The organism is Solilutibacter tolerans (genome assembly GCF_900155935.1).
GTDB lineage: Bacteria > Pseudomonadota > Gammaproteobacteria > Xanthomonadales > Xanthomonadaceae > Solilutibacter > Solilutibacter tolerans.
Genome location: NZ_FTLW01000003.1, coordinates 185675 through 210378 on the forward strand (window position 1 = coordinate 185675; position 24704 = coordinate 210378).

21 protein-coding genes and 1 pseudogene are annotated in these 24704 nt (G+C 62.3%); 5 read left to right on the forward strand and 17 right to left on the reverse strand.

The features are described 5' to 3' along the window. Positions 1-17 precede the first annotated feature (17 nt). From BW989_RS07160 to nudE, 5 genes are all read right to left on the reverse strand, one after another. The gene (locus BW989_RS07160) at positions 18-1295 is read right to left on the reverse strand and encodes a sensor histidine kinase (protein ID WP_076586832.1); all 1278 of its coding nucleotides are present in this window, start codon (positions 1293-1295) and stop codon (positions 18-20) included. A 15-nt stretch (positions 1296-1310) separates the two neighbouring features. Then, positions 1311-2024: a response regulator transcription factor gene (locus BW989_RS07165; protein WP_076586834.1), complete on the reverse strand. Its 714-nt coding sequence runs from the start codon at positions 2022-2024 to the stop codon at positions 1311-1313. Between the two features lie 148 nt (positions 2025-2172). Beyond that, entirely contained in the window at positions 2173-2991 is an 819-nt protein-coding gene (gene mazG / locus BW989_RS07170) for a nucleoside triphosphate pyrophosphohydrolase (protein WP_076586835.1), read from the reverse strand. Continuing rightward, positions 2988-3779, reverse strand: a complete 792-nt coding sequence (cysQ, locus tag BW989_RS07175) for a 3'(2'),5'-bisphosphate nucleotidase CysQ (protein WP_076586837.1) — start codon at positions 3777-3779, stop codon at positions 2988-2990. The genes mazG and cysQ overlap by 4 nt, the downstream gene beginning before the upstream one ends. Then, the gene (gene nudE / locus BW989_RS07180; RefSeq protein WP_076586839.1) at positions 3776-4327 is read right to left on the reverse strand and encodes an ADP compounds hydrolase NudE; all 552 of its coding nucleotides are present in this window, start codon (positions 4325-4327) and stop codon (positions 3776-3778) included. Before nudE ends, cysQ begins: the two co-directional genes overlap by 4 nt. A 35-nt stretch (positions 4328-4362) precedes the next feature. Here nudE and bioA point away from each other — a divergent pair, with 35 nt between their 5' ends. Continuing rightward, on the forward strand, positions 4363-5763 hold the full coding sequence (gene bioA, locus BW989_RS07185) for an adenosylmethionine--8-amino-7-oxononanoate transaminase (RefSeq protein WP_076586840.1): 1401 nt from the start codon (positions 4363-4365) through the stop codon (positions 5761-5763). After that, complete coding sequence (locus tag BW989_RS07190; protein ID WP_076586842.1) at positions 5754-6491, forward strand: 16S rRNA (uracil(1498)-N(3))-methyltransferase; 738 nt, start codon at positions 5754-5756, stop codon at positions 6489-6491. The genes bioA and BW989_RS07190 overlap by 10 nt, the downstream gene beginning before the upstream one ends. A gap of 5 nt (positions 6492-6496) precedes the next feature. On the opposite strand, the gene BW989_RS07195 is transcribed toward BW989_RS07190, so the two are convergent. From BW989_RS07195 to BW989_RS12965, 3 genes are read right to left on the reverse strand one after another with little or no spacing between them, the layout of a single operon-like run. Further along, positions 6497-6961, reverse strand: a complete 465-nt coding sequence (locus BW989_RS07195; RefSeq protein WP_076586844.1) for a chemotaxis protein CheW — start codon at positions 6959-6961, stop codon at positions 6497-6499. After that, positions 6958-8487 (reverse strand): chemotaxis protein CheB, encoded by a 1530-nt coding sequence (locus BW989_RS07200; protein ID WP_076586846.1) that lies wholly within the window; start codon positions 8485-8487, stop codon positions 6958-6960. The genes BW989_RS07195 and BW989_RS07200 overlap by 4 nt, the downstream gene beginning before the upstream one ends. Further along, a complete protein-coding gene (locus BW989_RS12965) occupies positions 8480-11035 on the reverse strand; it encodes a response regulator (protein ID WP_425476654.1) in 2556 nt (851 codons plus the stop codon). Before BW989_RS12965 ends, BW989_RS07200 begins: the two co-directional genes overlap by 8 nt. Before the next feature lie 14 nt (positions 11036-11049). Between BW989_RS12965 and BW989_RS12970 the strand changes: the two genes are divergently transcribed. Then, positions 11050-11673 carry a pentapeptide repeat-containing protein gene (locus BW989_RS12970; RefSeq protein ID WP_425476655.1) on the forward strand — a complete coding sequence of 208 codons (624 nt, stop codon included), beginning with the start codon at positions 11050-11052 and terminating at the stop codon, positions 11671-11673. A gap of 565 nt (positions 11674-12238) precedes the next feature. On the opposite strand, the pseudogene BW989_RS12975 reads toward BW989_RS12970, so the two are convergent. From BW989_RS12975 to pilG, 5 genes and pseudogenes are all read right to left on the reverse strand, one after another. Further along, positions 12239-14575, reverse strand: a pseudogene (locus BW989_RS12975) (Hpt domain-containing protein); the annotation flags it as partial. A gap of 62 nt (positions 14576-14637) precedes the next feature. Further along, the gene (locus BW989_RS07210) at positions 14638-16653 is read right to left on the reverse strand and encodes a methyl-accepting chemotaxis protein (protein ID WP_076586850.1); all 2016 of its coding nucleotides are present in this window, start codon (positions 16651-16653) and stop codon (positions 14638-14640) included. A 64-nt stretch (positions 16654-16717) separates the two neighbouring features. Beyond that, positions 16718-17251 carry a chemotaxis protein CheW gene (locus tag BW989_RS07215; RefSeq protein ID WP_076586853.1) on the reverse strand — a complete coding sequence of 178 codons (534 nt, stop codon included), beginning with the start codon at positions 17249-17251 and terminating at the stop codon, positions 16718-16720. A 2-nt stretch (positions 17252-17253) separates the two neighbouring features. After that, positions 17254-17619, reverse strand: coding sequence for a response regulator (locus BW989_RS07220; protein WP_076586855.1), 366 nt, complete (start codon positions 17617-17619; stop codon positions 17254-17256). A 15-nt stretch (positions 17620-17634) separates the two neighbouring features. Further along, positions 17635-18030: a twitching motility response regulator PilG gene (gene pilG, locus BW989_RS07225; RefSeq protein ID WP_076586857.1), complete on the reverse strand. Its 396-nt coding sequence runs from the start codon at positions 18028-18030 to the stop codon at positions 17635-17637. A gap of 197 nt (positions 18031-18227) precedes the next feature. Between pilG and gshB the strand changes: the two genes are divergently transcribed. Beyond that, on the forward strand, positions 18228-19202 hold the full coding sequence (gene gshB / locus BW989_RS07230) for a glutathione synthase (RefSeq protein WP_076586859.1): 975 nt from the start codon (positions 18228-18230) through the stop codon (positions 19200-19202). Beyond that, entirely contained in the window at positions 19199-20086 is an 888-nt protein-coding gene (locus BW989_RS07235) for an energy transducer TonB (RefSeq protein ID WP_076586861.1), read from the forward strand. Before gshB ends, BW989_RS07235 begins: the two co-directional genes overlap by 4 nt. 6 nt (positions 20087-20092) lie before the next feature. On the opposite strand, the gene lepB is transcribed toward BW989_RS07235, so the two are convergent. From lepB to yoaA, 4 genes are all read right to left on the reverse strand, one after another. Further along, positions 20093-20710: a signal peptidase I gene (lepB, locus tag BW989_RS07240; protein WP_076586863.1), complete on the reverse strand. Its 618-nt coding sequence runs from the start codon at positions 20708-20710 to the stop codon at positions 20093-20095. 65 nt (positions 20711-20775) lie between these two features. Beyond that, complete coding sequence (locus BW989_RS07245; RefSeq protein WP_076586865.1) at positions 20776-21954, reverse strand: hypothetical protein; 1179 nt, start codon at positions 21952-21954, stop codon at positions 20776-20778. Beyond that, the gene (gene tsaB, locus BW989_RS07250; RefSeq protein ID WP_076586866.1) at positions 21951-22652 is read right to left on the reverse strand and encodes a tRNA (adenosine(37)-N6)-threonylcarbamoyltransferase complex dimerization subunit type 1 TsaB; all 702 of its coding nucleotides are present in this window, start codon (positions 22650-22652) and stop codon (positions 21951-21953) included. Before tsaB ends, BW989_RS07245 begins: the two co-directional genes overlap by 4 nt. Before the next feature lie 9 nt (positions 22653-22661). Beyond that, positions 22662-24683 carry a DNA repair helicase YoaA gene (yoaA, locus tag BW989_RS07255; protein WP_076587247.1) on the reverse strand — a complete coding sequence of 674 codons (2022 nt, stop codon included), beginning with the start codon at positions 24681-24683 and terminating at the stop codon, positions 22662-22664. Positions 24684-24704 lie beyond the last annotated feature (21 nt).

A 24704-nucleotide genomic window follows, 5' to 3' on the forward strand; every position in this document is an offset into this window, starting at 1 on the left:
CGACGCAGGTTGACGCCTCAGGAGAATCTGAGGGTTGCCAGCGTACCCTGCCCTGGTTGGCTTTCCAGCAAGACCTTCCAGCCGAAGCGCTCAGCCAGTCGCTGGGCCAGGGTCAGGCCCATGCCTTTGGCCGTGTAATCGGACAAGTCCGCGCGCCAGAAGGGGTCGAAGGCCTTGGACAGGGTTTCCGCATCCATGCCGATGCCGGTATCACGGACTTCGACGCGATCCGCCAGTACTTCGATCTGCACAGTTCCTGCCTCGGTGAAGTGACAGGCATTGCGCAGCAGCTGGGAGACGATGACGCCGATCACCCTCGGCGGCGCATGGATCTTCGGGTCCGCGGTTGGCAGCACAACCAGATTCACCGGCTTGTCTTCCAGCCATTCGCGGGCATTCGCCGCTTCTTCGTGCATGACCTCCTGCACGCTGACGTCTTCCGAATCCACCGGCACATCCGGGTGCCGCGCCAGCACCAGGAAAGCATCGATCAAGACTTCCATGTCGTCGGTGGCTTGACGCAAACGCCGCAAGGAGCGCTCGCCGCGCGGGCTTAGATTTTCGGTGGCGAGCAAGTCGCCGGCAACACGCACCACAGTGACTGGCGTACGCAACTCGTGGCTGGCATCCCGGGTGAAGTTGCGTTCGCGGTCGACGTATTCCTCAACGCGTCGGGACATGCTGGCCAAAGCATCGCCTAAATGCGCGACCTCGTACGTGTTCTCGCCACGATGGGCGGGCGAGTCGAACCGCGTCAGTTGGGGGCTGCGTGGATCCCAGGCCAGCACGGTATCCGTCAGCTGGGCGACGGGTGCCACGATGCGGCGACATCGGCGATAGCCCAGCCAACTGATGATAGCGATACCAAGAACCGACAAAGCTACCGCCAGTATCGAAATCCAACGGACGATGTGATCCGCCAGACCCGGCGCGACACTGAGGTATATCGTCCCCTCGGCGCGCTCGCTGATGTAGGCCAGGCGCCAGATTCCGTCGTGGGTGCGATGAAATCCGGGAGGCAGTGCGCGCAGTATCGGCGGCACTTGGTCAGGCATGCTTCCCGCAGGGACAAAAAACCTCGCGTAGCTGTTGCTCTGCGGCAACGCTGCCTGCGGATCGGCATCCACCAGCTCCCATGTCCGCTGCGCCTCATCGACAATGCGCTGCTTGAGCAAGATGTCGCGCAGCACCAAGCTGCCGTACAACGTGCCCAAGGTGACAACCAGCGAGGCAATCACCCCCTGGACGATGAAGATCCAGCGTATTTTTCGTGAGAGGGTTTCAGTCGGCGCCATGATCCACAGGCTGTATCAGGCAGGCGGTTGTTCGATGTCGGCGATGCGGTAGCCCGCGCTCTGCACGGTGTGCAGCAACTGTTTGTCGAACGGCTTGTCGATGACTTTGCGCAGGTTGTACAGATGGCTGCGCAAGGTGTCGGAATCGGGCAGGCTGTTGCCCCATATCTCGCGCTCGATCTCCTGCCGGCTGACCACGCGCGGCGATTCACGCATCAGGATCGTCAGCAATTTCAGGCCGATGGGCGAGAGCAGCAATTCGGTGCCGCCACGGGTCGCACGCAAGGACGCCGGATCCAGCACCAGATCGCCCACCTTCAACACTTCCGAGCCCACCTGACGGCGCTCGCGACGGATCAATACCCGCAGGCGCGCCTCCAGCTCCTGGATCGCGAAGGGCTTGGTCAGGTAGTCATCGGCACCCGAAGACAGGCCGGTCAGTTTTTCATCCAGCGTGTCGCGTGCGGTCAGCATCAGGATGGGAGTGGACTTGCGGGCCTCCTCGCGCAGGCGGCGGCAAACTTCCAGGCCGTCCATACGCGGCAGCATCAGGTCCAGGATGATGACGTCGTAGGTGTTTTCAGCGGCCAGCCGGTAGCCGTCCAAGCCATCGCCGGCATAGTCGACTTCGAAGCCCTTGCTCTCCAGATATTCGCCAACCATCTCGGAAATGTTGCGGTTGTCCTCGATGATCAGGACCAGCCCGGACGGTTCTTGGTTGCTACGCATGAATCGAATCTCCCCTTCAGCTTTGTGAAATGATCCGGTTTCGGGGTGGAGGGAGCGTGAAGAAGCTCATCCAAAGCATCAAATCATGGATTCTAAGTAGCTGAACTGAGTGGTTTGTTCAGTCTGGGCGCAAGAAGCGCCTTGCTTCTCAGGTGTCATTCTTGACACGAAACCACAACGCTTCCTGCGCCTTGAGATCCAGCTCGCTGAACGCCTGGCCTTCCGCCTTCGCCATGGCTTCCATCGACCGAAAGCGCCGTTCGAACTTTCGGTTGGCCGCCCGCAGGGCGTCGCCCGGGTCGACCTTCGCGTGGCGGGCCAAGTTGGCGGCGACGAACAACACATCGCCCAACTCCTCGCGCAGGCGTGCTTGGGTCTCGACGTCGTTGGGGGCGGCCTCGCGGGCATCGAATTCGACGGCCAGCTCGTCCAACTCTTCACGCAATTTGGCAATCACCGGACGATCGTCCGGCCAATCAAACCCAGTACGCGCAGCACGTGATTGCAACTTCACCGCACGCTGCCACTCGGGCAAGCCCCGCGCAATACCAGCGAGCGCGGAATCATCTACCGGATTCTTCGCCGCGCGTTCGGCTTGTTTCTGCACTTCCCAAGCCGCGGTCTGCGCTTCGGCATCTTCGATGCTGGCACCGGCAAAGACATGGGGATGTCGCCGCGTCATCTTGTCGCAAATCGCCTCGCTGACATCACTAAACTCAAAAGCGCCAGCCTCCTTGGCCATCTGGGCGTGAAAGACGACTTGCAACAACAAATCGCCCAACTCGTCCTTCAAGTCGTCCATGTCGCCGCGGTCAATCGCGTCGGCGACTTCGTAGGCTTCTTCGATCGTGTAGGGCGCGATGCTGGAGAAATCCTGTTCGAGATCCCACGGACAGCCGCCATCGGGCGCGCGCAGCGCAGCCATGATGCGCAGTAATTCGTCGATGCCGCGCTTCTTCTCACTCACGCCATCGCCTCATGCAGCAATGCAGGATCACCACAGGCGAAAAAATCACCGTTTAGCAATGTGTCTCGCTGGTTGTAGCGGAACGGACGACCGCACGGATCGACCACAGCACCACCTGCACCTTCAAGAATGGCCTGCCCTGCAGCCGTGTCCCACTCGCTGGTCGGACCGAATCGTGGATACAGGTCGATGCTGCCTTCGGCGATGCGACAGAACTTCAGCGACGAGCCCAGCCCTATCACTTCGGTATCGGGGAATCGCGCGATGACGGCCTCCGTCCGCGGATCACGATGCGAGCGACTGGCGGCGATGCGCAGCGGCGTGCTGGCCGGCATGCGCGTGTGGAGGGCGATGTCGCTTCCCGCCTCGCGCCGATAAGCGCCCTGCCCTGGCGCGCCATGCCAGACCAAGCCAGTGACCGGCTGCTGGATCACCCCGAACACCGCAACACCATCATCGATCAGCGCGATGTTGACACTGAACTCGCCATTCTTCTTCACGAATTCACGCGTGCCATCCAGCGGATCAACCAGCCAGTAACGCATCCAGCTTTTGCGCAAGGCAAAGCATGTCTCGGCGGATTCTTCGGACAGCACCGGGATCTGCGGCGTCAACGACGCCAGCCCGGCCACGATACGACGATGCGCAGCGAGGTCGGCTTCGGTCAGCGGCGTCGCATCCTGCTTGCGCTCGACATCAAAATCACGTGCATAGACCTCAAGAATGTCGGTGGCGGCGGCCTCGGCAATGGCGATCACGCCGTCGCGCAGTGCAACATCGATCTTCATGCGTTCCTCACTAACCATTCGCGCGCGATGTAGAGCGCCGCCATCGCACGGCCATCGGACATCTCATCGCGCATCACCAGCTCGCCCAGGTCGGCGATTGGCCAAGCGATGACCTCCAACGGCTCGGGCTCGTCGCCTTCAAGTCGCTGCGGATAAAGATCACGTGCCAACACGATATGCGCGTGATGCGTCATGTAGGACGGCGACAAGGCCAGTGTGCGCAGCACCCTTACATCATGCGCGCCGAAGCCGGCTTCTTCCATCAACTCGCGATTGGCGGCGACTTCAGGCGTTTCGCCCGGGTCGATCGCGCCCTTCACCGGCCCCAGCTCATAGCGCTCAACGCCGGCAGCATATTCACGCACCAGCAGTACATGTTCGGGGTCGGGCATCGCCACCACGATCACTGCGCCAGGGCCGTGCGCCACGACGCGTCGATAGTGGCGACGCTCACCGTTGGAAAATTCAAGGTCGAGTATTTCGACGACGCGGCCATCGCCCTCATCCTGCCGTTCAACACCATGAATCACGGGCGGCACCTTGCTCATCGGCAAGCTTCCGACGAGAGGCGATAATGTGGCTTATGCAAAACGATGTTCATTCGACTCCCAGTTTAGCCGAGGCCGCACGCTGGCAGGCCCGCGATCTGGCCGTGCTCTGGCACCCGTGCACGCAGATGCGCGAACACCCCAACACTCTGCCGCTGGTGCCCATCGCACATGGAGAGGGCGCGTGGCTCACCGGCATGGATGGCAGACGATATCTGGATGCGGTCTCCAGTTGGTGGACCAATATCCACGGCCATGCCGAGCCGCGCATCGCCGAGGCCATCGCCAGGCAGGCTCGTAGCCTGGAGCAAGTGATTCTGGCCGGCTTCTCGCACGAGCCAGCCATCGAGTTGGCTGAGCGTTTGCTGGCCATCGCGCCGCGCCAGCCAGACCGTGCGCCACTGGCCAAAGTGTTTTACGCCGATAACGGATCGGCAGGCGTGGAAGTCGCGCTGAAGATGGCCTTCCATTGGTTCCTCAATGCAGGTGAACCACGACGCACACGTTTTGTTGCACTGGAAAACGGCTACCACGGCGAAACACTGGGAGCGCTGTCCGTTGGCGACATCCCACTGTATCGCCGCACCTATGCCCCGCTGCTATCCGAGTGCCTGTTCGCACCGACGCCCGACGCCTATCTGGCTGTGGATGGCGAGGATGCCGAAGCGCGAGCACTCGCAGCCGCCGATCTACTGGCCACGATGTTTGATCGTTATCCTGGCGAAATATGCGCGGTGATCGTCGAACCGCTGCTGCAATGCGCAGGCGGGATGCGAATGTATCACCCCGCCTATTTGCGTCGCGTGCGCGAGCTCTGTGATGCGCATGGCGCGTTCTTCATCGCGGATGAAATTGCAACGGGTTTCGGTCGCACCGGCACGCTGTTCGCCTGTGAACAAGCGGGCGTACAACCGGATTTCATGTGCGTGTCGAAAGGATTGACCGGTGGCTTCCTGCCGCTGGCAGCCGTACTCACCACGCAATCGGTTTACGACGGCTTCCTAGATGATTCACGCGAACGTGCATTTCTGCACTCGCATAGCTACACGGGCAACCCGCTGGCCTGCGCAGCGGCGTTGGCATCACTCGACATCTTCGAGCGTGATGAGGTGATATCGCACAACCAGGCGACGTCGCGCCTCATGCAAGAGCACGCGGCGAGCATCGCCCAACTTCCGCATATCGCAGACGCCCGCCAGCTTGGCATGGTCTGCGCCTTCGAACTCACGCGCGATGGCGACAAATCCATGCCGTTCGATCCGGCGCTCCGCATCGGTTTGCGTGCGTATCGCGCCGCGCTCGAGCGCGGCGTCATCCTCCGCCCATTAGGCGACACGCTGTATTGGATGCCCCCCTATTGTGTGGATGATGCTGCACTCGAGTTGCTGGCCGACGTCACCGAACACGCCATCAGGGAGGCCATAACATGCGTCTGACTCGTGTCTATGTCGATGCGCCACTTGGCGTGGGTCTAATGGTTGAATTGCCCGAGCATGTAGCTGCGCATTTGGTGCGTGTGCTGCGTCTGCGTGAGGGGGATGTCTGCGTACTCTTCAATGGCAATGGCCATGATTACGATGCGCGCATCACCAGCATCGGCAAGCGTGGCGTGCAGGTCGAAGTGTCCAGTGCTCGCCGCATCGACAACGAATCTCCGCTGTCGATCACTTTGCTGCAAGGCATCGCACGCGGCGAAAAGATGGACTTGATCCTGCAGAAAGCGACCGAACTTGGTGTCACCCGGATCATCCCGGTGCACAGTGACCGCAGCGAGGTGAAGCTGGAAGGTGCGCGCTCGATCAAACGTCTCGCGCATTGGCGCGGCGTGGTGGCATCGGCCTGCGAACAAAGTGGCCGCGCAACTTTGCCAGAAGTGAATGAGCCTGCCCCCTTGCTTTCGGCGGTGGGCGCGGCCGGATTGCCCGTCGCGCGTTACACCCTCTCGCCGCTGGCTGAAGGCGGTATCGATTCAGTCACCGTAGCAAACGAAAACCAGTTACTCATCGCGGTTGGACCGGAGGGGGGCTGGTCGGAGCGCGATTTGCAAACGCTAGATAACGCCGGTTTCATCGGCCTCAGGCTGGGGCCGCGCATCCTGCGTACCGAAACCGCGGGCCTGGCTGCCATCGCAGCGCTGCAAATGCGTCTGGGCGATATGCGCTAAGAAAATCAGGCGGCGAGTGCGGCCTGCAGGCGTTGTTCGATGCTATCCATATCCGGCACCAGAGCTTCTTCGTCCTGATAGCGCACGGCGGCTGCCACACCTTCGCCCAATTGGACATCCGGTTGCTCCACCAACATCGCCGGCGACACTGTCACCAAACGCGGGAAGCCCTGGGTCAACATCGCAAAGTACGGCAGGCGGGTATCCCCGCCCAAGGTCTTGAGGACCAGCACTCGCTGACCACGCAACGATGCGTCGTGCTCACCCATACCGGCTAAAGTCGAGAACGCGATCAGCGGCACTTGCCAGCCACGCCAGCGGATCCGACCCAGCAGCCAGTCGGGTGCGCCTTCGATTGGTTCCGGATCGGCTACCGAGAGAATTTCGTCGATGCAGGCGTTAGGCAACATCAAGCGGCCACCGGCCACCTGGATCACGACGCCACGCAGATCGGGAAGTGTATCGCTCATGCAGAAACCTGCTGCTGCCATCGGGCAACGAGTTGAGTGGCGAGCCCGACAGGCGAGTTCGCCTCGGCGCCACGTTGAATAAGAAGCGCAGGCACTACGTGATCGTAGCAACCCTCGGCCGACTGTGCGAACAAACGCCCACCTGCTTGCTGGAAGCGTTGCGCAGGTTCCACGAAATCTTCGCTGGCGCCGGACAGCAATACGACGCCACTGCTGCCGGCCGGTAGAGCGGAGAGCACATCGGCAAACCGGCGGCTGGGGACTTCAGTGAAATGCATCACGCCATTGCCACCGCGCTCGACGCTGATCGCCGTCGGAACCACGTAGACATGACCTGCCTGCAATGCCTTGCCGGCCTCGGCGAGCTCCACCGGCATCTGGCTGGCGCGATCCATTTGGCGGACCAAACGGTCGTACTGGCCACCATCCAACCATTGCTGCACCAACACGGGCACGCTGAAGTCACTGCCCAACTGCTGCAGGATTTGGCGAAGCGGGTCAGGCCCGCCGATGCCACCTACCAGCAACACTGCACCTTCGACCGCTAAATCGCTGCGAGGGGGGCTGGCCACGGCGGCCGTCTCGGCGACTTCGATGGACTCGTCATCACTTTCATCACCGACTAGCGAGAGCTTGGCGATACGGTCATTCAATCCGGCCAGGCCCTCATGAGATCCGGTCGTTGTCGCCTCGCTCACAGGCATTGACTCATCGGTCAACGACCAGCTCGGTGCTTCGGGAGGTGCCGCCACCTCGGTCTTGGCCGGCTCAAGCTCAAACTCAGATTCAGCACCTTCGACCACGGGCCGTTCGAAGTCCTGCCAGCGATCGCTAGGCGTCTGTACCTCGAACTGCGCCATCTCTTCTTCAATCCGCTCGTAGGCTTGCTCAGCCGGCAAATCACTTTCATCCAACGGAGCAAGCGCGGCGCGGAAATCCGTATCGGCAGCCTGGGGCGCGTTGGCCGCCGGCAATTCGTTGACGGCCTCGAAGTCCTGAAAGCGCGTCCAATCCAGCGCGGCATCCGTGGCGGGTTCGGGCAAAGCCACATCCGATACCTGATTGTCCGGTTGATCGGCTGGCTCTTCGTCTACCGGCATTGCTTGCAGGTTCGCATCGATGCTCTCAAGCGCTGACTCCAGAAGCTCAGCCTCGGATGTCACTTCGTCAGGCTCATGGCCTTCGGGCAACACATCGCCATGACCCAGCAATTTCGCACCGAGATGCCGCGACCAACGTGCCACATCCCAACCGTCCCGCGCGCCGACCAATGCGACTTCCTCAAACAGGATCCGGTAATTGTCATCCGCGAGGATGGGATCGAAACGCTCAAGCGCATCTTCGACTTCCGCATCCACGGCGATCACGAGGTTGCGCGCGCCGGCCCCGCGAATCTCTTCGATACCGGTTTCCAACGGATCCGCTTCCAGCACCACGTCAACGCCGGCTTGCTGCAGGCCTGCGCGCAGGCGTTCACGTGCCTCGCCAGGCCGGGCCAGCAAAATGGTGCGGCGCGGATCAGCCATGGTCGCGTCCCATGCCCAACAATTCACTTACATTCCGCAACAGCTCGGTTTCCTGATACGGCTTGCCCAGGTAACGATTGACGCCCAGATCAAAAGCGCGCTGACGATGCTTGTCGCCGGTACGCGATGTGATCATCACGATCGGCACCTGGCGCAAGCGTGCACTGCCCTTCATTTCGGTTGCCAACTCGTAGCCATCCATGCGCGGCATTTCGATGTCGAGCAACATGAGGTCTGGGACGCGCTCCTCCATCTGCTCCAATGCGTCGATGCCGTCTTTCGCCGTCATCACCTCGAAACCTTGGCGACCCAGCACGCGGCTGGTCACTTTGCGCATCGTGATCGAGTCATCAACCACCATCACCAAAGGCACGGTGTTGACCTGGACGGGCTCGGCCGACTCTTCATCCTCGACTTGCGGCTGGCTGGCCCAGCGACGTGCCAACGGCGCGATGTCCAGAATGATGCGGACTTGGCCATCGCCCATGACCGTGGCACCGAACACACCCGGAATAGATGCCATCTGCGGCCCGGTCGGCTTCACCACGATTTCGCGGTTGCCGAGGATCTGGTCGACGCCAACGGCGACGCGCAACTCGCCCGCGCGCACCAACAGGACAGGTATCTGCAACTGGCCTTCGGCCTTGGCCGGGGCTTGCCCCAGCAGGACGCCCAAATCGTGGATGAGGTAATTCTCATCACCATATTTGTGGATGTATTCGTTGCCGTTATATAGATCTCGATCCACACGCGACACACCGCGCACCGATGCCACCGGCACCGCGAAGATGCTTTCGCCAATGCGCACGAACACGGCCTGCGTCACCGCCAAGGTTTGCGGCAAATGCATCGTGAAACGACTGCCCTGACCGCGTGTGGATGCGATCTCGAGGCTGCCGCCGATCTGACGGACTTCGTTGTTGACCACGTCCATGCCGACGCCACGACCAGACAGCTGGCTGACTTCGCTGGAAGTGCTGAAACCCGATTCCAGAATCAGATTGTCGATTTGCGCATCGCTGAGCACAGTGTCCGGATGAACGATGCCACGTTCTTCGGCACGCCGGCGAATCGCCTCACGATCGAGACCTGCGCCGTCATCCGACACCACCAGCACGACCTCGGAGCCTTCCTGGCGCACGTTCAGACGCACTTCGCCGGCTTCCGGCTTGCCTGCACTGCCGCGCGCATCGGATTTTTCGATGCCATGTGCAACCGCGTTGCGCAACAGATGTTCGATCGGACCCAGCATGCGATCCAGCACATTGCGATCCAGTTCGCCATGCGCGCCTTCAAGAACGAATTGCGCGGACTTGCCCGCATCGCTCGACGCCTGACGCACCACGCGACGCAGTCGCGGCAGCACCGATTCCACCGGCACCATTCGCGTGCGCATCAACCCTTCCTGCAACTCCGTACTTACGCGCGACTGTTGCAGCAAGAGCGTTTCGTACTGGCGGGTCAAATCCTCGAGCGAGCCCTGCAAGCTCGACATGTCGTTCGCCGACTCACCCAGCGCACGCGAAAGCTGCTGCAGCGTTGAGAAGCGATCGAGCTCCAGCGGATCGAACGTCGGGTTGGTCGTTTCCTGCTCGCGCTGATAGCGCGCGATGATCTGCGCTTCGGTTTCGATGTCGAGTCGACGCAACTGGTCGCGCAGACGTGTATTCGTCTGCTCCATTTCGGACATCGCGCCGCGGAATGCGCCCAGCTGCTGCTCCAGTCGCGAACGGTAGATCGCGACTTCACCCGCGTAGTTGACCAAACGATCCAGGAGGTCGGCGCGGATGCGCACCATTTCCTGCGAACCGCGACCACCGGTATCTGCCTGATCTTCCACACGCATGAGCGGCGCAGAAAGCTCGGCCAATTCGATTGCCGCCGTTTGCTCGACTGCATGGGCCACAGGCGCTTGCACGTTCTCGCCACGCGCGCGCTGCATGAGCGATGCCACCAACGCATCGGCCGGATGTATGGCTCGGCGACGAGCGACACGCCCCAGCATCGCATGCAGGCGATCCAGGCTGTTTTCGACCAACGGGATGTCGTCAACGGACAACTCAAGGCGGCCTTCGGCCACCGACTCCAGCAGGCTTTCGAGCGAGTGTCCCAGGTCGCCCATCGTCATCAGGCCTGCCATGCGCGCACCACCCTTGAGGGTATGCAGGTCACGCTGCAACGCCACGAGCGCCTCACGATTGGCCGGATCGGCACGCAGCTCTGCCGCAAGCCCGTCGCTGTGATCCAGAAGGTCGTGGCCTTCTTCAATGAAGATGTCGAGCAGGTCTTCGTCCAGGCCGGCAATGCTGAGCGGCTGCGCGGGACCGATCTCGTCATCGACATCCAACGCTGCCAACTCTTGCGCCTTGCGCGCCGCCTCGAGCCGTTCGGCCTCAAGACGTAACAAGTCCAGATGCTCTTGACGACGCAACTCGGCCAGACGTTCGGCTTCGATGCGTTCGGCCTCGAGGCGCTCGGCTTGCGCAGCCTGATGCGACTGCTCAGCCTCCAGCTTCAGGCGCGCTTCTTCGGCGTACTGCGCTTCCAAGCGCGCGTATTCAGCTGTTTCGTTGGCTTCGATGCGTTCGGCTTCGATGCGTTCGGCTTCGATGCGTTCGGCTTCGATGCGTTCGGCTTCGACGCGTTCGGCTTCGATGCGCTGGGCTTCGACACGTTCGGTTTCGACACGTTCGGCTTCGATGCGCTCGGCTTCGACACGTTCGGTTTCGACACGTTCGGCTTCGATGCGCTCGGCTTCGATGCGCTCGGCTTCGACACGCTCGGCTTCGACGCGCTCGGCTTCGATGCGCTCGGCTTCGACACGCTCGGTTTCGATGCGTTCGGCTTCGACACGCTCGGCTTCGACACGCTCGGTTTCGATGCGTTGGGTTTCGATGCGTTGGGCTTCGATGCGTTCGGCTTCGACACGTTCGGCTTCGATGCGGTCGGCTTCGACACGCTCGGTTTCGATGCGGTCGGCTTCGACACGCTCGGTTTCGATGCGTTGGGTTTCGATGCGTTGGGCTTCGATGCGTTCGGCTTCGATGCGTTCGGCTTCGACGCGTTCGGCTTCGACACGTTCGGCTTCGACACGTTCGGCTTCGATGCGTTCGGCTTCTAGATCGTCTTGCAAGGAGGGCACGACAGGTGCCGCTGCTTCCGGCAAGCCATCGCGCAATGCAATGAACTCCGCAGTCAACTCCGCTTGTCGAGGGACCAGCTGGGGCTGGGCTTGTAGACCGGCCACGGTTTCGCGAATCTGATTGGACAGACGCCCAAGCGCGGCAACACCTGCAGCGCCCAACGGAAGATCCGCGGCAACCAGACGCTTCGTCCAGCCTTCCGCTGGTCCGATCGCGTCGGTGATTTCGGGCACTTCCGCCATCGCAAAAGCGCCATTCATCGTGTGCACGGCGCGCAACAGATCGCGATCAGGCACGCGCGTCGCCGCATCTTCATCCGCCAACCAACGGTCCACGGTTTGCAGATGGCCGTCGACTTCAACACCCAGTATCTCGAGCAACACGTCATCCACCAGCACGGGTACGCGCTCGACAATGATTTGCGGCGACACTTCAGCCATGGTTTCGACAACCACTGCGTCTGCATCAGCATCGACCACGGCTTCTTCGAAGTGTTGCGATTGCGGGGCGAGATAAATCGCCTCCTCACCACCCGCCAAGCGTTCAGCCACTGCCTCCATACCCGACAAATCGAGCCCCTTGGCTGGTACGCCTTGCAGTGCGCCCAACAACGCGGGCAACACACCATGCGCCTGGCCAACCAAGGCCACCACGGCAGGCGACGCCGGACGTGTCTCGTCCAGCACGCGGTTGAGCATGTTCTCAACTTTCCAGCTGAACTCACCTAGGGCGCGTGCGCCGACCAGACGGCCACTGCCCTTGAGCGTGTGGAAAACGCGACGGATCGGACGCAGGCGCTCGATGTCGGTAGGGGATGTCGCCCAGGCCGGAATCAGGGTATTGAGGTTGCCGATCTCTTCTTCGAATTCTTCAAGGAAAATTTCGCGGATCTCGTCGTCGATTTCCTGGTTGTCCAGATCGAAACCACCATCGGCGACGGACAACGGCACGGCCGCTGCGGCCGACGCCTCAAACGCCTCAACTTCTTCCACTTCTTCAACGACAACCGACGCCGCGATGTTGGTTTCCTGATCGCTTTCGGCAGGCTGAGCGAACTCAGGCGCAAGCCCAGGCTCGACATCGATCTCAGCCACATCGAATTCCACGTCGCGCTCGATCGCAGGCGCATCAACCGGCGCGGAGGAGTCATGCACCAAATGTTCCGCCTGCGGTTGACGCCGCAAGGTATGCGCATCGTCCAGCAACTGCTGGTAGGCATTCTCGAATTCGTTGTCGAAGAACGGCGTTTCGGTCGGCTCGCTTTCCAGGGGCAATGGCCAGTAGCGCAGGGCTTCCAGGCTATGACGGGTGATGGCAAGGATCTCGTCGCGGCCACCGCGCTGGTCACGCAAGGCTTCGAGGTAGTACTCGACGCTGGATAGCGCATCCGCGAGGGTATCGAGCTGCTGCCCGCCGGGAATGCGTTTGCGATCCAGCAATTCGGTCTGGGTATAGCGACGAATGCCGGTGACGTAGTCTGCGACGTTCGACAGCTCCAGCATCCGCAATGCGCCGCCGACTTCATCCAGCAGGCGCGGGATTTCCTGCAATTGGCTGTGATCCCAGCCAGTTTCGACGAACGCGACGAACCCCTGCCGCGCATCACCAAAATTGGCGATGGCTTCGCGGGTCAGCGCATCCAGCAACTGATGCGATTCCGACGCGCCCAGACCTTCGGCATCATTTCGTGGCCGGCTGGCGGCTTCTTCGCCCAAGCGCGCAACCTGGTCGTCCAGCGATGCATCGACGTAGAGCAAGGCGCCTGCTACGTCGAGCAATGCGGGTTCACTCATTGCGCGACGTCCGTCGGCAATCGCTCCGACCACGTCGCGCTGTTCGGCGACCACGTCACGCGCCAGGCCCAAACCGAGCATGCCGAGCGTATCCGCCACGCGTCCGAGCGCTTCTGCTTGCGGCTGCAGGGCTTCGGCATCCTGACGACCGGTGCGCAAATGCAAATCCAATGCATCCTTGATGCGCAGGACGTCTTCTTTGATCGCCGCGGAAACCGTATCCAGCAAGGCGCGGTTGCGTCCAGTCAGGCTGGCATTGGCGTGGGCAAGTTCTTCTTCATCGGGCGCGATTTGCTGATCAAGCCCAAAGGTCTCGCGCAAACGCTGCAAGGAAGGATGCCGCGCGGTTTGCGTTGAGACTTGGTAGAGCAAATCGCGCGTGGTCTCCAACAAGGAAGAGGTCGGTTTCGCGCCCTCGCCCTGGAAAATGCGCTTGGATTCTTCAGCCACGTTGGCGAATGCATCGCGCAGGCCATTCGTGTCGCTGACCGCGCCATCGCGGATCGCTGCGGCGAGCTCCGCGCCGACCCAGAAAAGGCGGCGTGCCTCCGAGCCTGCATCGGCGCTGGACAAGCCTTGCAACGCATCGTGGAGGCCAGCCGCATCCAGTGCATCGTTTTGTGCCCACCCATCAACAATGGTGGCAAGAGTGTTGACGTGCGCGGCAGCATCACCACCGGATTCACCCTGCGGCAGGCCCGGCATCTCGAGATCAAGGTCGGGACTGAACAAGGCCACTTCGCTGACCGGCTTCATGCCGTGGCTGGCACGCAACTCGTTGAGCAACGGCATCAGCACAATCGGGATGTCGCGATGGCCACCCTGCAAGCGCTCAAGATAGTCCGGCAATTGTACGGCACCACGCATCAGCACCGCGCACGCGTCATCGGTGTTCTCGATGCGGCCGTCGGCAATTGCCGTGGCGACATCCTGCATTTCGCCCGCGACCATGGCCGGAGCGTAGAGCTCGATCATCTTCAGGCTGCCCTGCACCTGGTGCAGGAGCGTGGCGGCAAGGCGCATCCGCGCGGGGTCGGCGGCATCTTCGGCATACGCCTCGATCTCCTGCCTGACCTGCGTCAGCGTGGCATCCAACTCAGGCTTGATCCAGCCGAGCGTGGCATGTTCGATCGCTTCGCGCAGCACGTTCATGGCTGGCGCCTCTCGAACAGGTTGGAACTGACGACAGTCATCTCGGTCGCGGTCCTATCGGCTCAGGCCGGCAACTTGAAGTCGGCCACGGAACGACGCAGGTTGGTCGCCAATTGGGCCAAGTTGCCAATGGAGCTGGCAGTCTGGCTGGCGCCTTGCGAAGTCTGCGAGGTGATCGACTGGATCGTCGTCATCGTCTCGGAGATGTCGGATGCGGCTTCGGATTGCTGCTCGGCCGATTTCGAGATGTTGTGAATCAACTCGGCGAGGTCGTTCGACACGCGTTCAATCTCACCCAGCGCCGTACCGGCGTCCTCGGCGAGGCGCGCACCCTGCACCACTTCGGTGGTCGTCTCTTCCATCGAACTGACCGCTTCGTTGGTATCGGACTGAATCGTCGACACCAGGCCTTCGATTCGTTTGGTTGCATTCGATGCGCGTTCTGCGAGTCGCTGCACTTCGTCGGCCACCACCGCGAAGCCGCGGCCCGCCTCACCGGCCGATGCCGCCTGAATCGAGGCGTTCAAGGCCAGGATGTTCGTCTGTTCCGAGATGTCGTTAATCAGTTCCACGATCGCGCCGATCTCTTGCGAGGATTCACCCAGGCGCTTGATTCGCTTCGAGGTTTCCTGGATCTGGTCGCGGATGTTGTCCATGCCGCGGATCGTCTGGCGCACCACGTCCGCACCGCTGGTGGCGATTTCCACCGAGCGCTGCGCCACTTCCGCCGACTTCGCGGAGTTGCGCGACACGTGACGGATAGAGCCTGCGATGTCATTGATGCGGTTGGTGGCCGAGCCAATTTCCGTCGCCTGGTGCTCTGCGGCTTCCGCCAGGTGCATCGCAGTCGCCTGTGTTTCCTGCGCCGAGGACGAGACTTGCACCGAGGTCTCGTTGATCGTACCCACCAGGCTACGCAGCTGTTCGATGGCGAAGTTGATCGAGTCCGCGATGGCGCCGGTCATGTCCTCGGTCACCGTCGCCTTCACGGTCAAGTCACCTTCTGCGAGCGAACCCATTTCGTCCAGCAAGCGCATGATCGCCTCCTGGTTTCGATTGTTGAGCTCTTCGACCGAGTTACGACGATTGGCCTGCGCGCGGTACAAGCTCCACAACAAGCCGGCGATGGCGGCCAGCGCCACCAGACCCGAGATGATCGACACCCAGATGTTGCCGATCAGGCTGGTGTCTTTCAGCGAACCGGCCGAGGTGAACGCGCTGAACAGAGTCTTCGAATCGTCCAGCAGCTTGTCCGAACTAGCGATGATCTTGCTGGATGCCGCCTGCGCCTGGAACAGATTCTGCGAACCGCCGAGGATCGCGTCCAGATCCTTCTTCATACCGGTCCAGATCTCGCTCGACTTGTTCAGCGAGGCGATCGCGGCACCGTTGGTCACGCGCTGAGCGTTGGTGCCGCCCTCACGAAGGTCCTTCAAGACCTGCTCGAACACCGTGGCGTCCTGACGCAGACCCTGGCCTGCGAGCGGCGCGGTGGCTCCGCCTGCCTGCATTTCCGCGATGCGGCGTGCCATTTGCGCGGCAAGGATCGATTCGCGCATGGCGATGTATTGCTGGGTCGACGGCGCACCGGCCGTCGACATCGCACGCACCATTTCATCGAGATTGGCCTGCAGGGCCGGCACCGCTGCGGTGAAACGGTTGGCGTTGCCACCCAAGCCCGATACCGCGGCTTCGCTGCCGATGATCTGCTGAGCGTTCTGAGACAGCGGCGTCCACGTCGCTTTGATAGTGCGAATCGGCGCGGCCACCGAGATGTCGCTGCCGTAGTCGTCATCCACCAGCGCGATGTTCTTGTCGATCTGTTCCTTGGTGGCCTTGAACGACTTGAAGGCATCCAGATCGCCACCGGTGGCTGCCTGCGCCTGGCTGGCCAACTGCTGCGACAACACCTGCAGGTCCGCGACGGCCGTACTGGCACTACCCAGGCGCGTGGCTCGCCACACCGACAAGGCGGTATTGGCGGCGAACACCAGGATGGCAATCGCCAGAAGGGTCAACCAGAAATTGGTGCCGGCTTCGCGGGCCTTGCCGACGACCGAATTGTTGACAGTGCTCATTGCTAGAACCTCAGGTTTTCAGCAGTACCGGCGCTTTCACGCCGACGATGGGTTGAATGGCCGCTTACGTGGCCACGTTACGAAATTCGGGGGTACGGGACAGGCGCTCAAGGCTAAAGACCGACCACACCCGGTCTTCCAGGGCGTAGGCACGGTCGATGAAGTGGGCGTATCGACCACTCGCCTCGACCTCGGCGCGCGCATCATCATCGAAGCTGCGCTGCCCGTAGAGCTCGTCGATCAGGATGGCGACATCACCACCCTGCTGCCGCATCACCAACATGCGTTGGCGCTCCTGCGGCACGCTGCGCTTGCCTTCAAGGAACAGCTTGAGGTCGGCGACCGGCAAAAGATTGCCGCGGATGTTGGCAAGCCCAAGCAGCCACGGCTGCGCGCCCGGGATCGGGGTCAGGCCGGGCACGCCGAGGATTTCGACGACCTCATCGAAGGACGACACCAGGTCGTTCTGGCCGATGCGATAGGCCAGCCCACGCCAGCCTTCGCGACCACCCGCCTGCAACGGACTGCCCGGCACGTGCGCAAGGCTGCGCTGCTCGTAATCGTGCAGCAGTGCGAGGGCGGTGCGACCGGAAGCCATCGTCAGGCTCCCAATGCCGCATTGATGCGGGCGATGAGGTCAGCCTCTTGCGGTGGCTTGACCACATAGTCACGCGCGCCTTGACGCATGCCCCAGGCCTTGTCGGTGTCCATGCCCTTGGTGCTCACGATCAATACCGGGATGTGCTTGGTGGCTTCGTCGCGTGTGATCGCGCGGGTCGCCTGGAAGCCGTTCATGCCCGGCAGTACCACGTCCATCAGGACCAGGTCCGGACGTTCGCGCTTGCAAACGTCGATGCCGTCTTCGGCGCTGACCGAGGCCGTGACCTCGTGGCCATTCTTTTCCAGCAATTGCGTGAGGACAGCCGCTTCCGTCGGCGAATCCTCGATCAACAATATGTGTGCCATGCCCTTCTCCCCTGATCAGGCGGTGACGTAAGTGCGGATCGCGTCCAGCAGTTCCTCGCGTGTAAACGGCTTGGTGAGGTACTGCTCGGAGCCGACAATGCGGCCCCGCGCCTTGTCGAATAGCCCGTCCTTGGACGAGAGCATGATGACCGGCGTGGTCTTGAATACTTGGTTGTTTTTGATGAGCGCGCACGTCTGGTAGCCATCCAGGCGCGGCATCATGATGTCGACGAAGATGATGTTCGGATGCTGGTCCGCGATCTTGGCCAGCGCCTCGAATCCATCATTCGCCGTCACGACTTCGCAGCCCTCGCGCTTGAGCAAGGTCTCAGCCGTGCGACGGATCGTCTTGGAGTCATCGATCACCATCACCTTGAGTCCCTCAAGGCCGGCGGTGTTTCCTTCTTGCATCCAACAAACCCCTGTTTTTACCGCGCACGCGCGGCCCCGAACCTAGGAATCTTTCATTCCCTGCCGGGCATGTCAAGCAGATGTGATCTCGTGCCCGCACTTCTGTGCGTTGCATCTGATTCCGCAGCTGAACGGTATCGGGGTACAAGTGCACTGATAACATCGCGAACAACAGATTTTCACCAGCAGGCCGACCCATGCAGCTCGACATCGTGGTGGTCATGGATCCCATCAGCGGGATCAAGACTGCCAAGGACACTTCTTTCGCGATGCTGCTGGAAGGCCAGCGACGTGGCCATCGACTGCATTACGTGCGCCCCGGCGGGCTTTATCTGCGTGATGGCCAGGCTTTTGCGATGTCGGCGCCGCTGCAAGTACGCGACAACACAAGCGACTGGTTCAGCTTGGGCGACTTCAGCGAATTGCCGCTAGGCCCCGGGCAGGCCGTCCTGATGCGCACCGACCCCCCCGTCGATGCCAACTACCTGCACGACACCCAGCTACTGGATTTCGCCCGCCGCCAAGGCGCTTTGATCGTCAATGACCCCCGTGGCTTGCGCGATTTCAACGAGAAACTGGCCGCGCTCGAGTTTCCTGAATGCTGCCCGCCGACCTTGGTCAGTCGAGATGCCAAGGCCCTCAAGGCCTTCGTCACTGAACACGGGCAAGCCGTGCTCAAACCATTGGACGGGATGGGCGGGCGCTCGATCTTCCGGGTCGCCGCCGGGGAGCCGAACGTCAACGTCATCCTGGAAACCCTGACCGAAGGCGGCAAGCACCTGGCGATGGCGCAGCGCTACCTGCCCGAGATCAAGGCCGGCGACAAGCGTGTCTTGCTGGTCGATGGTGTGCCGGTCGACTACGCCCTGGCCCGCATTCCGCAGGGTGACGAGTTCCGCGGCAACCTGGCCGCTGGCGGTCGCGGCGAAGGCCAGCCGCTGTCTGATCGCGACCGCTGGATCGCCGCGCAGGTCGGCCCCGAGATGAAACGCCGCGGCATGTTGTTCGTAGGCCTCGACATCATTGGCGACTGGATGACCGAGCTCAACGTGACCAGCCCCACCGGCACGCGCGAGCTGGACAAGCAATTCGGCCTCAACATCGCCGGCCTGCTGTTTGATGCCATCGAATCGCGGATCCACACAGGAAACGCACAAGCCAAGGACGCATGAGCAGCACCGCGCTCCCACCCCTGCCGGCTCCGACGCGCCTGCGCGATGGCGACCGCCTCGGCGCGACAATGGCACTGTCCGCAGCCTTGCATGCCGTGGTCATCCTCGGGATCGGCTTCGCGGTCGAGCAGGCCGCCCCGATCACCCCGATGCTGGACGTGATCCTGTCCGGCACACGCACCCCGCTGACGCCTAAACAAGCCGAATTCCTCGCCCAGGCCAGCAACGAAGGCGGCGGCGAGCACGACAAGTCCTCCCGCCCGACCGAATCCGTCAGCGGCCCACTGCCCCTGCCCGAGGCCGGCATCGCCCCGCAGCCACTGCGCGCGCAGAGCCCGCAGGCCGCCCCAGCGCCCGAGGCACGCGTGGTCACCACCCGCCAAGCCGACCAAGCCGTACCGACGCCGCAGGATCGGCCGCAGACGGAAGCCGAACCGCTCCCGCCCGGGCCGCAGAAAATCGCCCACGACATCGAGATGGCACGGCTGGCCGCCGAGGTCCACCTCAACTCACAGCGCTACGCCAAGCGCCCGAAGCGCAAATTCGTCTCCGCCAGCACACAGGAATACGCCTACGCCGATTACCTGCGCCGCTGGGTGGACCGCGCCGAACGTATCGGCAACCTCAACTACCCCGAGGCCGCCCGCCAGCGCGGCCTCTCCGGCCAGGTAGTGATGAGCATCGGGATTCGCCGCAATGGCAGCGTGGAGTCCGCGCGCGTCCTGGTGTCCAGCGGCAAACCTATCCTGGATCAGGCCGCGATGCGCATCGCCAAATTGGCCCAGCCTTACCCCCCGCTGCCCAAGACAGCAGATGAGATCGATGTACTGAACGTGGTGCGAACCTGGAATTTCAAGCCCAGCGGCACCTTCGACGACGAATGACGCGCCTTACAAGCGGCGCCACACCGGACCCTCACCACGGCGCCAATAGACGGCGACGGCACGAGCATAAAACGTATCCGCCGGCAGCAAGCCGAACATCCGGCCGTCGTGGCTCGCGCCGCGCGCATCGCCCATCACCAGGACTTGCCCTTCCGGCACGTGGCCAGCGGCATCCGGACCGCCACCGCGGGTGAGATCGAGTGCGTAGATGCGGCTTCCCAGCTGTTCGGTGTCGCTGCCCTCTGCCGATGCCATGTCCTGCCCGTTGATGCGCAGTCGACCCTCGCGCACCTCGACTTGATCACCGCCCACGGCCACGACGCGCTTGATCAGACGCTCACCGCTTTCCGGCGATTCGAAGACGGCGACTTCCCCACGCACCGGCTCGCCATCGCCCAACAAACGCGCATGGGTGAACGGCAATCGCAAGCCATAGGCGCGCATGTCCACCAACACACGATCCCCCGGCATCAGGGTGGGCTGCATGGAACCAGTGGGCACGGCGTAGTGGTTGGCGAAGGCAGAGCGAAAGCCCATCAGCAGCATCAAGGCAAAGGCGATCCTCAGCGTTTCACCTTGCCAGCCCTGCAGACGAGAGGTGGATGTCGAATCGTTGTGATCCATGGCGATGGCTCCATGCGGTGATGCCCAGCTTCCCGCTACGATAGGCAGCCTGCGTGTGCCAGAAGTCAGTGCAGACGGACCGCACCTGGATGCGCATTGACCACGTCCCAAGGCAACACAGCCCACTCTGGGTCGTCGCAAACGCGCATGACCCGAGGGAAATAGGCGGCAAAGTGGATGCCCGTCGGCAACACGTACCAACTGGAGAAATTCCAGACTTCGGGATCGCGGTAGTCACACTCGTTGTCGTCCGATGTGCCGCCCGGCGCCATCTCCCCGGGATACAGTCGCATGAATTGGCTCGTCAGCCAGGGTGCGAAGATTTTGCTTCGGTAGTCCATCCACGCATCATCAAAAGGGTCCGGGCTTTCGCCGCGATGCACCGGCTCACCCTTGCCCACCCAAAGCACGTCTTCGAGCCGTAGTTCGCGCCCATTGCGTGCATCGATATTTAGCGGTGCGTCGCCAAAGTCCGGATGCGCACCGCCACAGTAATAAGACGTATCGAGACTGGCGCTGATCACTCGCGAATCGATATGGCGAAGCGTGGCCTCGGCCAAGTCGAAGCCGGCATCCCCCGGTCTAGCGCCGCCGGAACGACACTGGTAAAGGTCTTCGACCCATTGCCATAGCCGGTAATGCAAAGTGCGATTGATGGCGCGCTGTGCCGTCGGCGAATAACCAGAAGCGACTTCGAACAACCCGATATCGCTGTCAGGCTGGCGCAGCCATCGCAGCTCATAACCATTCACGGTTTCACGCTTGCCGGCCTGCAATTTCAGGGTGGACAGGCGCAGATAAGCATAGCGGTCAAAGTCGCTGCGCAAAGCACTTAGCGACGGTTCGCGGGCATCGGGCAAGGCATGGACCTTGTTGAGCCGGATGGACAGCTTGAGCCCATTCACGCCCACCCACTCCCCTTGCCAGCTATCGCCGACGGGCGCACGCATCCGCCACTGCGGCTTGCCTTGATCACGCCCCCAGCCGGCGGGCATCTCTTCCAGCAGACAGCCACCGTCCGGGGCCGACTCACCATCGAGCCCGATATCCAGCCGATAGCGCTCGTAGAAATAACGGCCGCCGCAATCCGACTTGCCTGAAAAGCTTAAGGATCGCTCGACCACGATGCGTTGTGTGCCCAGCTCGCCCTGCCATAGGGTGGCTTCGCTTTTGTCGGGATTGGCCGCAAAACTGACGTTGGTCCATGCCAATGCCGCGCAGGCCAGCCACTGCCGTATCTTCATCGGCGGCTGTCCCGCAGGGCTTGTTGTTCGACCAGGGTCAGCGCAACCTGATTGCGCAGGTAGGCTGGCTCCAGCCGCTCGGGCGCGACCGCTTCACCCCGTGCATGGGCAGCAACCGCAAGCGCCGCGATATCGGCGGCGTGCGGCAAGGCGTCGGCATCCACCTCGGTCAATTGCGTGGACAGCCGCTGGACCAGCGCACTGTCTTGCGCAGCAAAACCGGTGCCCACGCCGCGCCAACCATCGCCGGCAATTTTCACCGATTCCGGTGGCCCGACATGCTCTTCGCCCACCAACTGCGGCAGGCCATTGCGAATCTCGAACGTGGCCCAGTAGACCTCGCCCATGCGCGCATCGATTGCCGCAAGCACGCGTTCACCCTCATCGGCGCGCGCACGCATGGCCAAAGCCGCCAGCGTTGAAATGGCGATGGCAGGAATATCCAGTGCCAAGGCCATGCCCTGCGCCAGCGACACGCCCAGCCGCACCCCGGTGAACGCACCCGGGCCACGGCCGACCGCGACCAATTGCAGCGCTTTGCGCGACAGGCCGGCTTCGCCGAGCAAGGCCTCGGCCCACGGCAAGGCGAGCTCGGCATGGCGGCGCGGCGCGACTTCGAAGCGCTCGATCAATAGATCGCCGTGCAGGATGGCGACACTGCAAGCTTCGGTGGAGGTCTCGAGCGCGATCAGGTTCATGGGTAAAGCCTAGCCGGTCGCCTTGACGGCGTCAGCCTCGACGTCGCCCGTTCGCGATGCAAAGAACGCTTCGACATCGCCGATTTCCCGCGTGCGTGGCATCGGCGGCAAGGAATTCAGGAAGATGCGGCCATAACTTTTGCTGGTAAGGCGCGAATCGCACAGCACCAGTACGCCACGATCATTGATGGTGCGGATCAGACGACCGGCACCTTGCTTGAGCGCGATCACCGCCTGCGGCAGCTGCTCGTCGCGGAAAGGGTTGCCGCCACTGCGACGCACCGCGTCCAGCCGTGCCTCAAACACCGGGTCGTCCGGCGCGGCAAACGGCAGTTTGTCGATGACGACGACCGACAGCGCATCGCCCGCGACATCGACCCCTTCGCGGAAACTCGCCGTGCCGAGCAGCACGCCATGACCGGAGTCGCGGAACTGTTGCAACAATTGGCCGCGCGGCGCCTCGCCCTGCACAAACAGCGGCCATGGGATGTCGCTACGCTCTCGCAGCAGGCGCGCAGCCTCGCGCAGCGCACGATGCGATGCAAACAGCAGGAACGCGCGGCCTTGCGATGCATGCAGCACCGGAATCACCGCATCCAGCACCGCTTCGGTGAAGCCAAACGCAGAAGGCTCCGGCATCATCTTCGGCATGTAGAGCAAGGCTTTTCGTGGCCAATCGAATGGGCCGGGTTCGAGTTGCGTTTGAGGCTCCCACAAGCCAAGACGTTTCGATAGATGGGTGAATTCGCCACCGACCGCGAGCGTTGCCGAGGTGAATATCCACGCCGCACGCGATTGCTCACGATGTCGACGCAGCGGCCCGGACACATCCAGCGGCGTGCGCTGCAGACGAAAGCCTCGCGGCGTCAGCTCGTACCAATAGATGTTGTCACTGCCTGGGTCAGGGCTGCGCTCGTTAAGAGGCTCTTCGATTTCATCCTCGTCGCGGTTCCAGGCCTCGCGCCAGCGCGACAGCCGCGCCTCCGCTTCGACAGCGCGCGCATGGGTGGCATCCAGGCCAGGGCCCGTTTCGCGCCATGGGCTGATCGCTTCGATCAAATTACGCAAGGCATCGCTCAAGGATTCAAACGCGCTCTCGACCGCCGGCTCACTCAAAGCGCGATGACGCGTACCACGAATCGGCAAACTGTCCATGGCCGCACGCAAGTAACGCGTCACGTGCTCCAGCTGTTGCGCAGGTGCCTGCAGCGCAGCGAGCGCCCCCGATGTCTCGCGGCATTCGCCCAACACATCGCGCGCCAGCTCCACCAACAAGCGGGCACCGAGGCCTTCGCCGAAAAATTGCGCGGCCAGCTCCGGCAACTGATGCGCCTCGTCGACCACGAAAGTCTGCGCGCCCGGCAAAATTTCCCCGAAGCCTTCCTGTTTCAGCGCCAAATCGGCCAATAGCAGGTGATGATTGACCACCACCACGTCGGCTGCCTGCGCACGCTGGCGCGCCTGCACGACGAAACACTCGCCCCAGAATGGGCACTCGTTGCCGAGGCAATTCTCGTTGGTCGATGTCACCAAGGGATAGACCGGTGAATCCTCCGGCATGTCCTCAAGCTCGGCCAGATCGCCAAAGCGCGTGCGCCCGCTCCAAGCGACGATGCGCTGGAAATGACCGGCTTGCTCCTTGTTGGCGAATTTGGGCTCGCCCTTAGCCTGCTCCGTTCTATAGCGGCACAGATAGTTCGCCCGCCCTTTGAGCAAAGCCGATTTGTGGCCGATGCCGAGGGCATCACGCACTCGCGGCAAGTCGCGGTGATAGAGCTGGTCCTGCAGCGCGCGGGTGCCGGTGCTGATGATGGTCTTACGGCCGGACAGGAGCGCCGGCACCAGATAGGCATAGGTCTTGCCAGTGCCGGTGCCAGCCTCGGCCAGCAAGGTGCCGGTGCCGACGATGGCCTCGGCAATCGATGCAGACAAGCGTTGCTGCGCCTCGCGCGGGACGAAACCGGGTATCGCATCGGCCAGGGCACCCGTGTCGCCAAGCACCTCGATGCTGCAGTCCACCAGCGTACTCATTGGCGCAAGCGATCCTTCGCC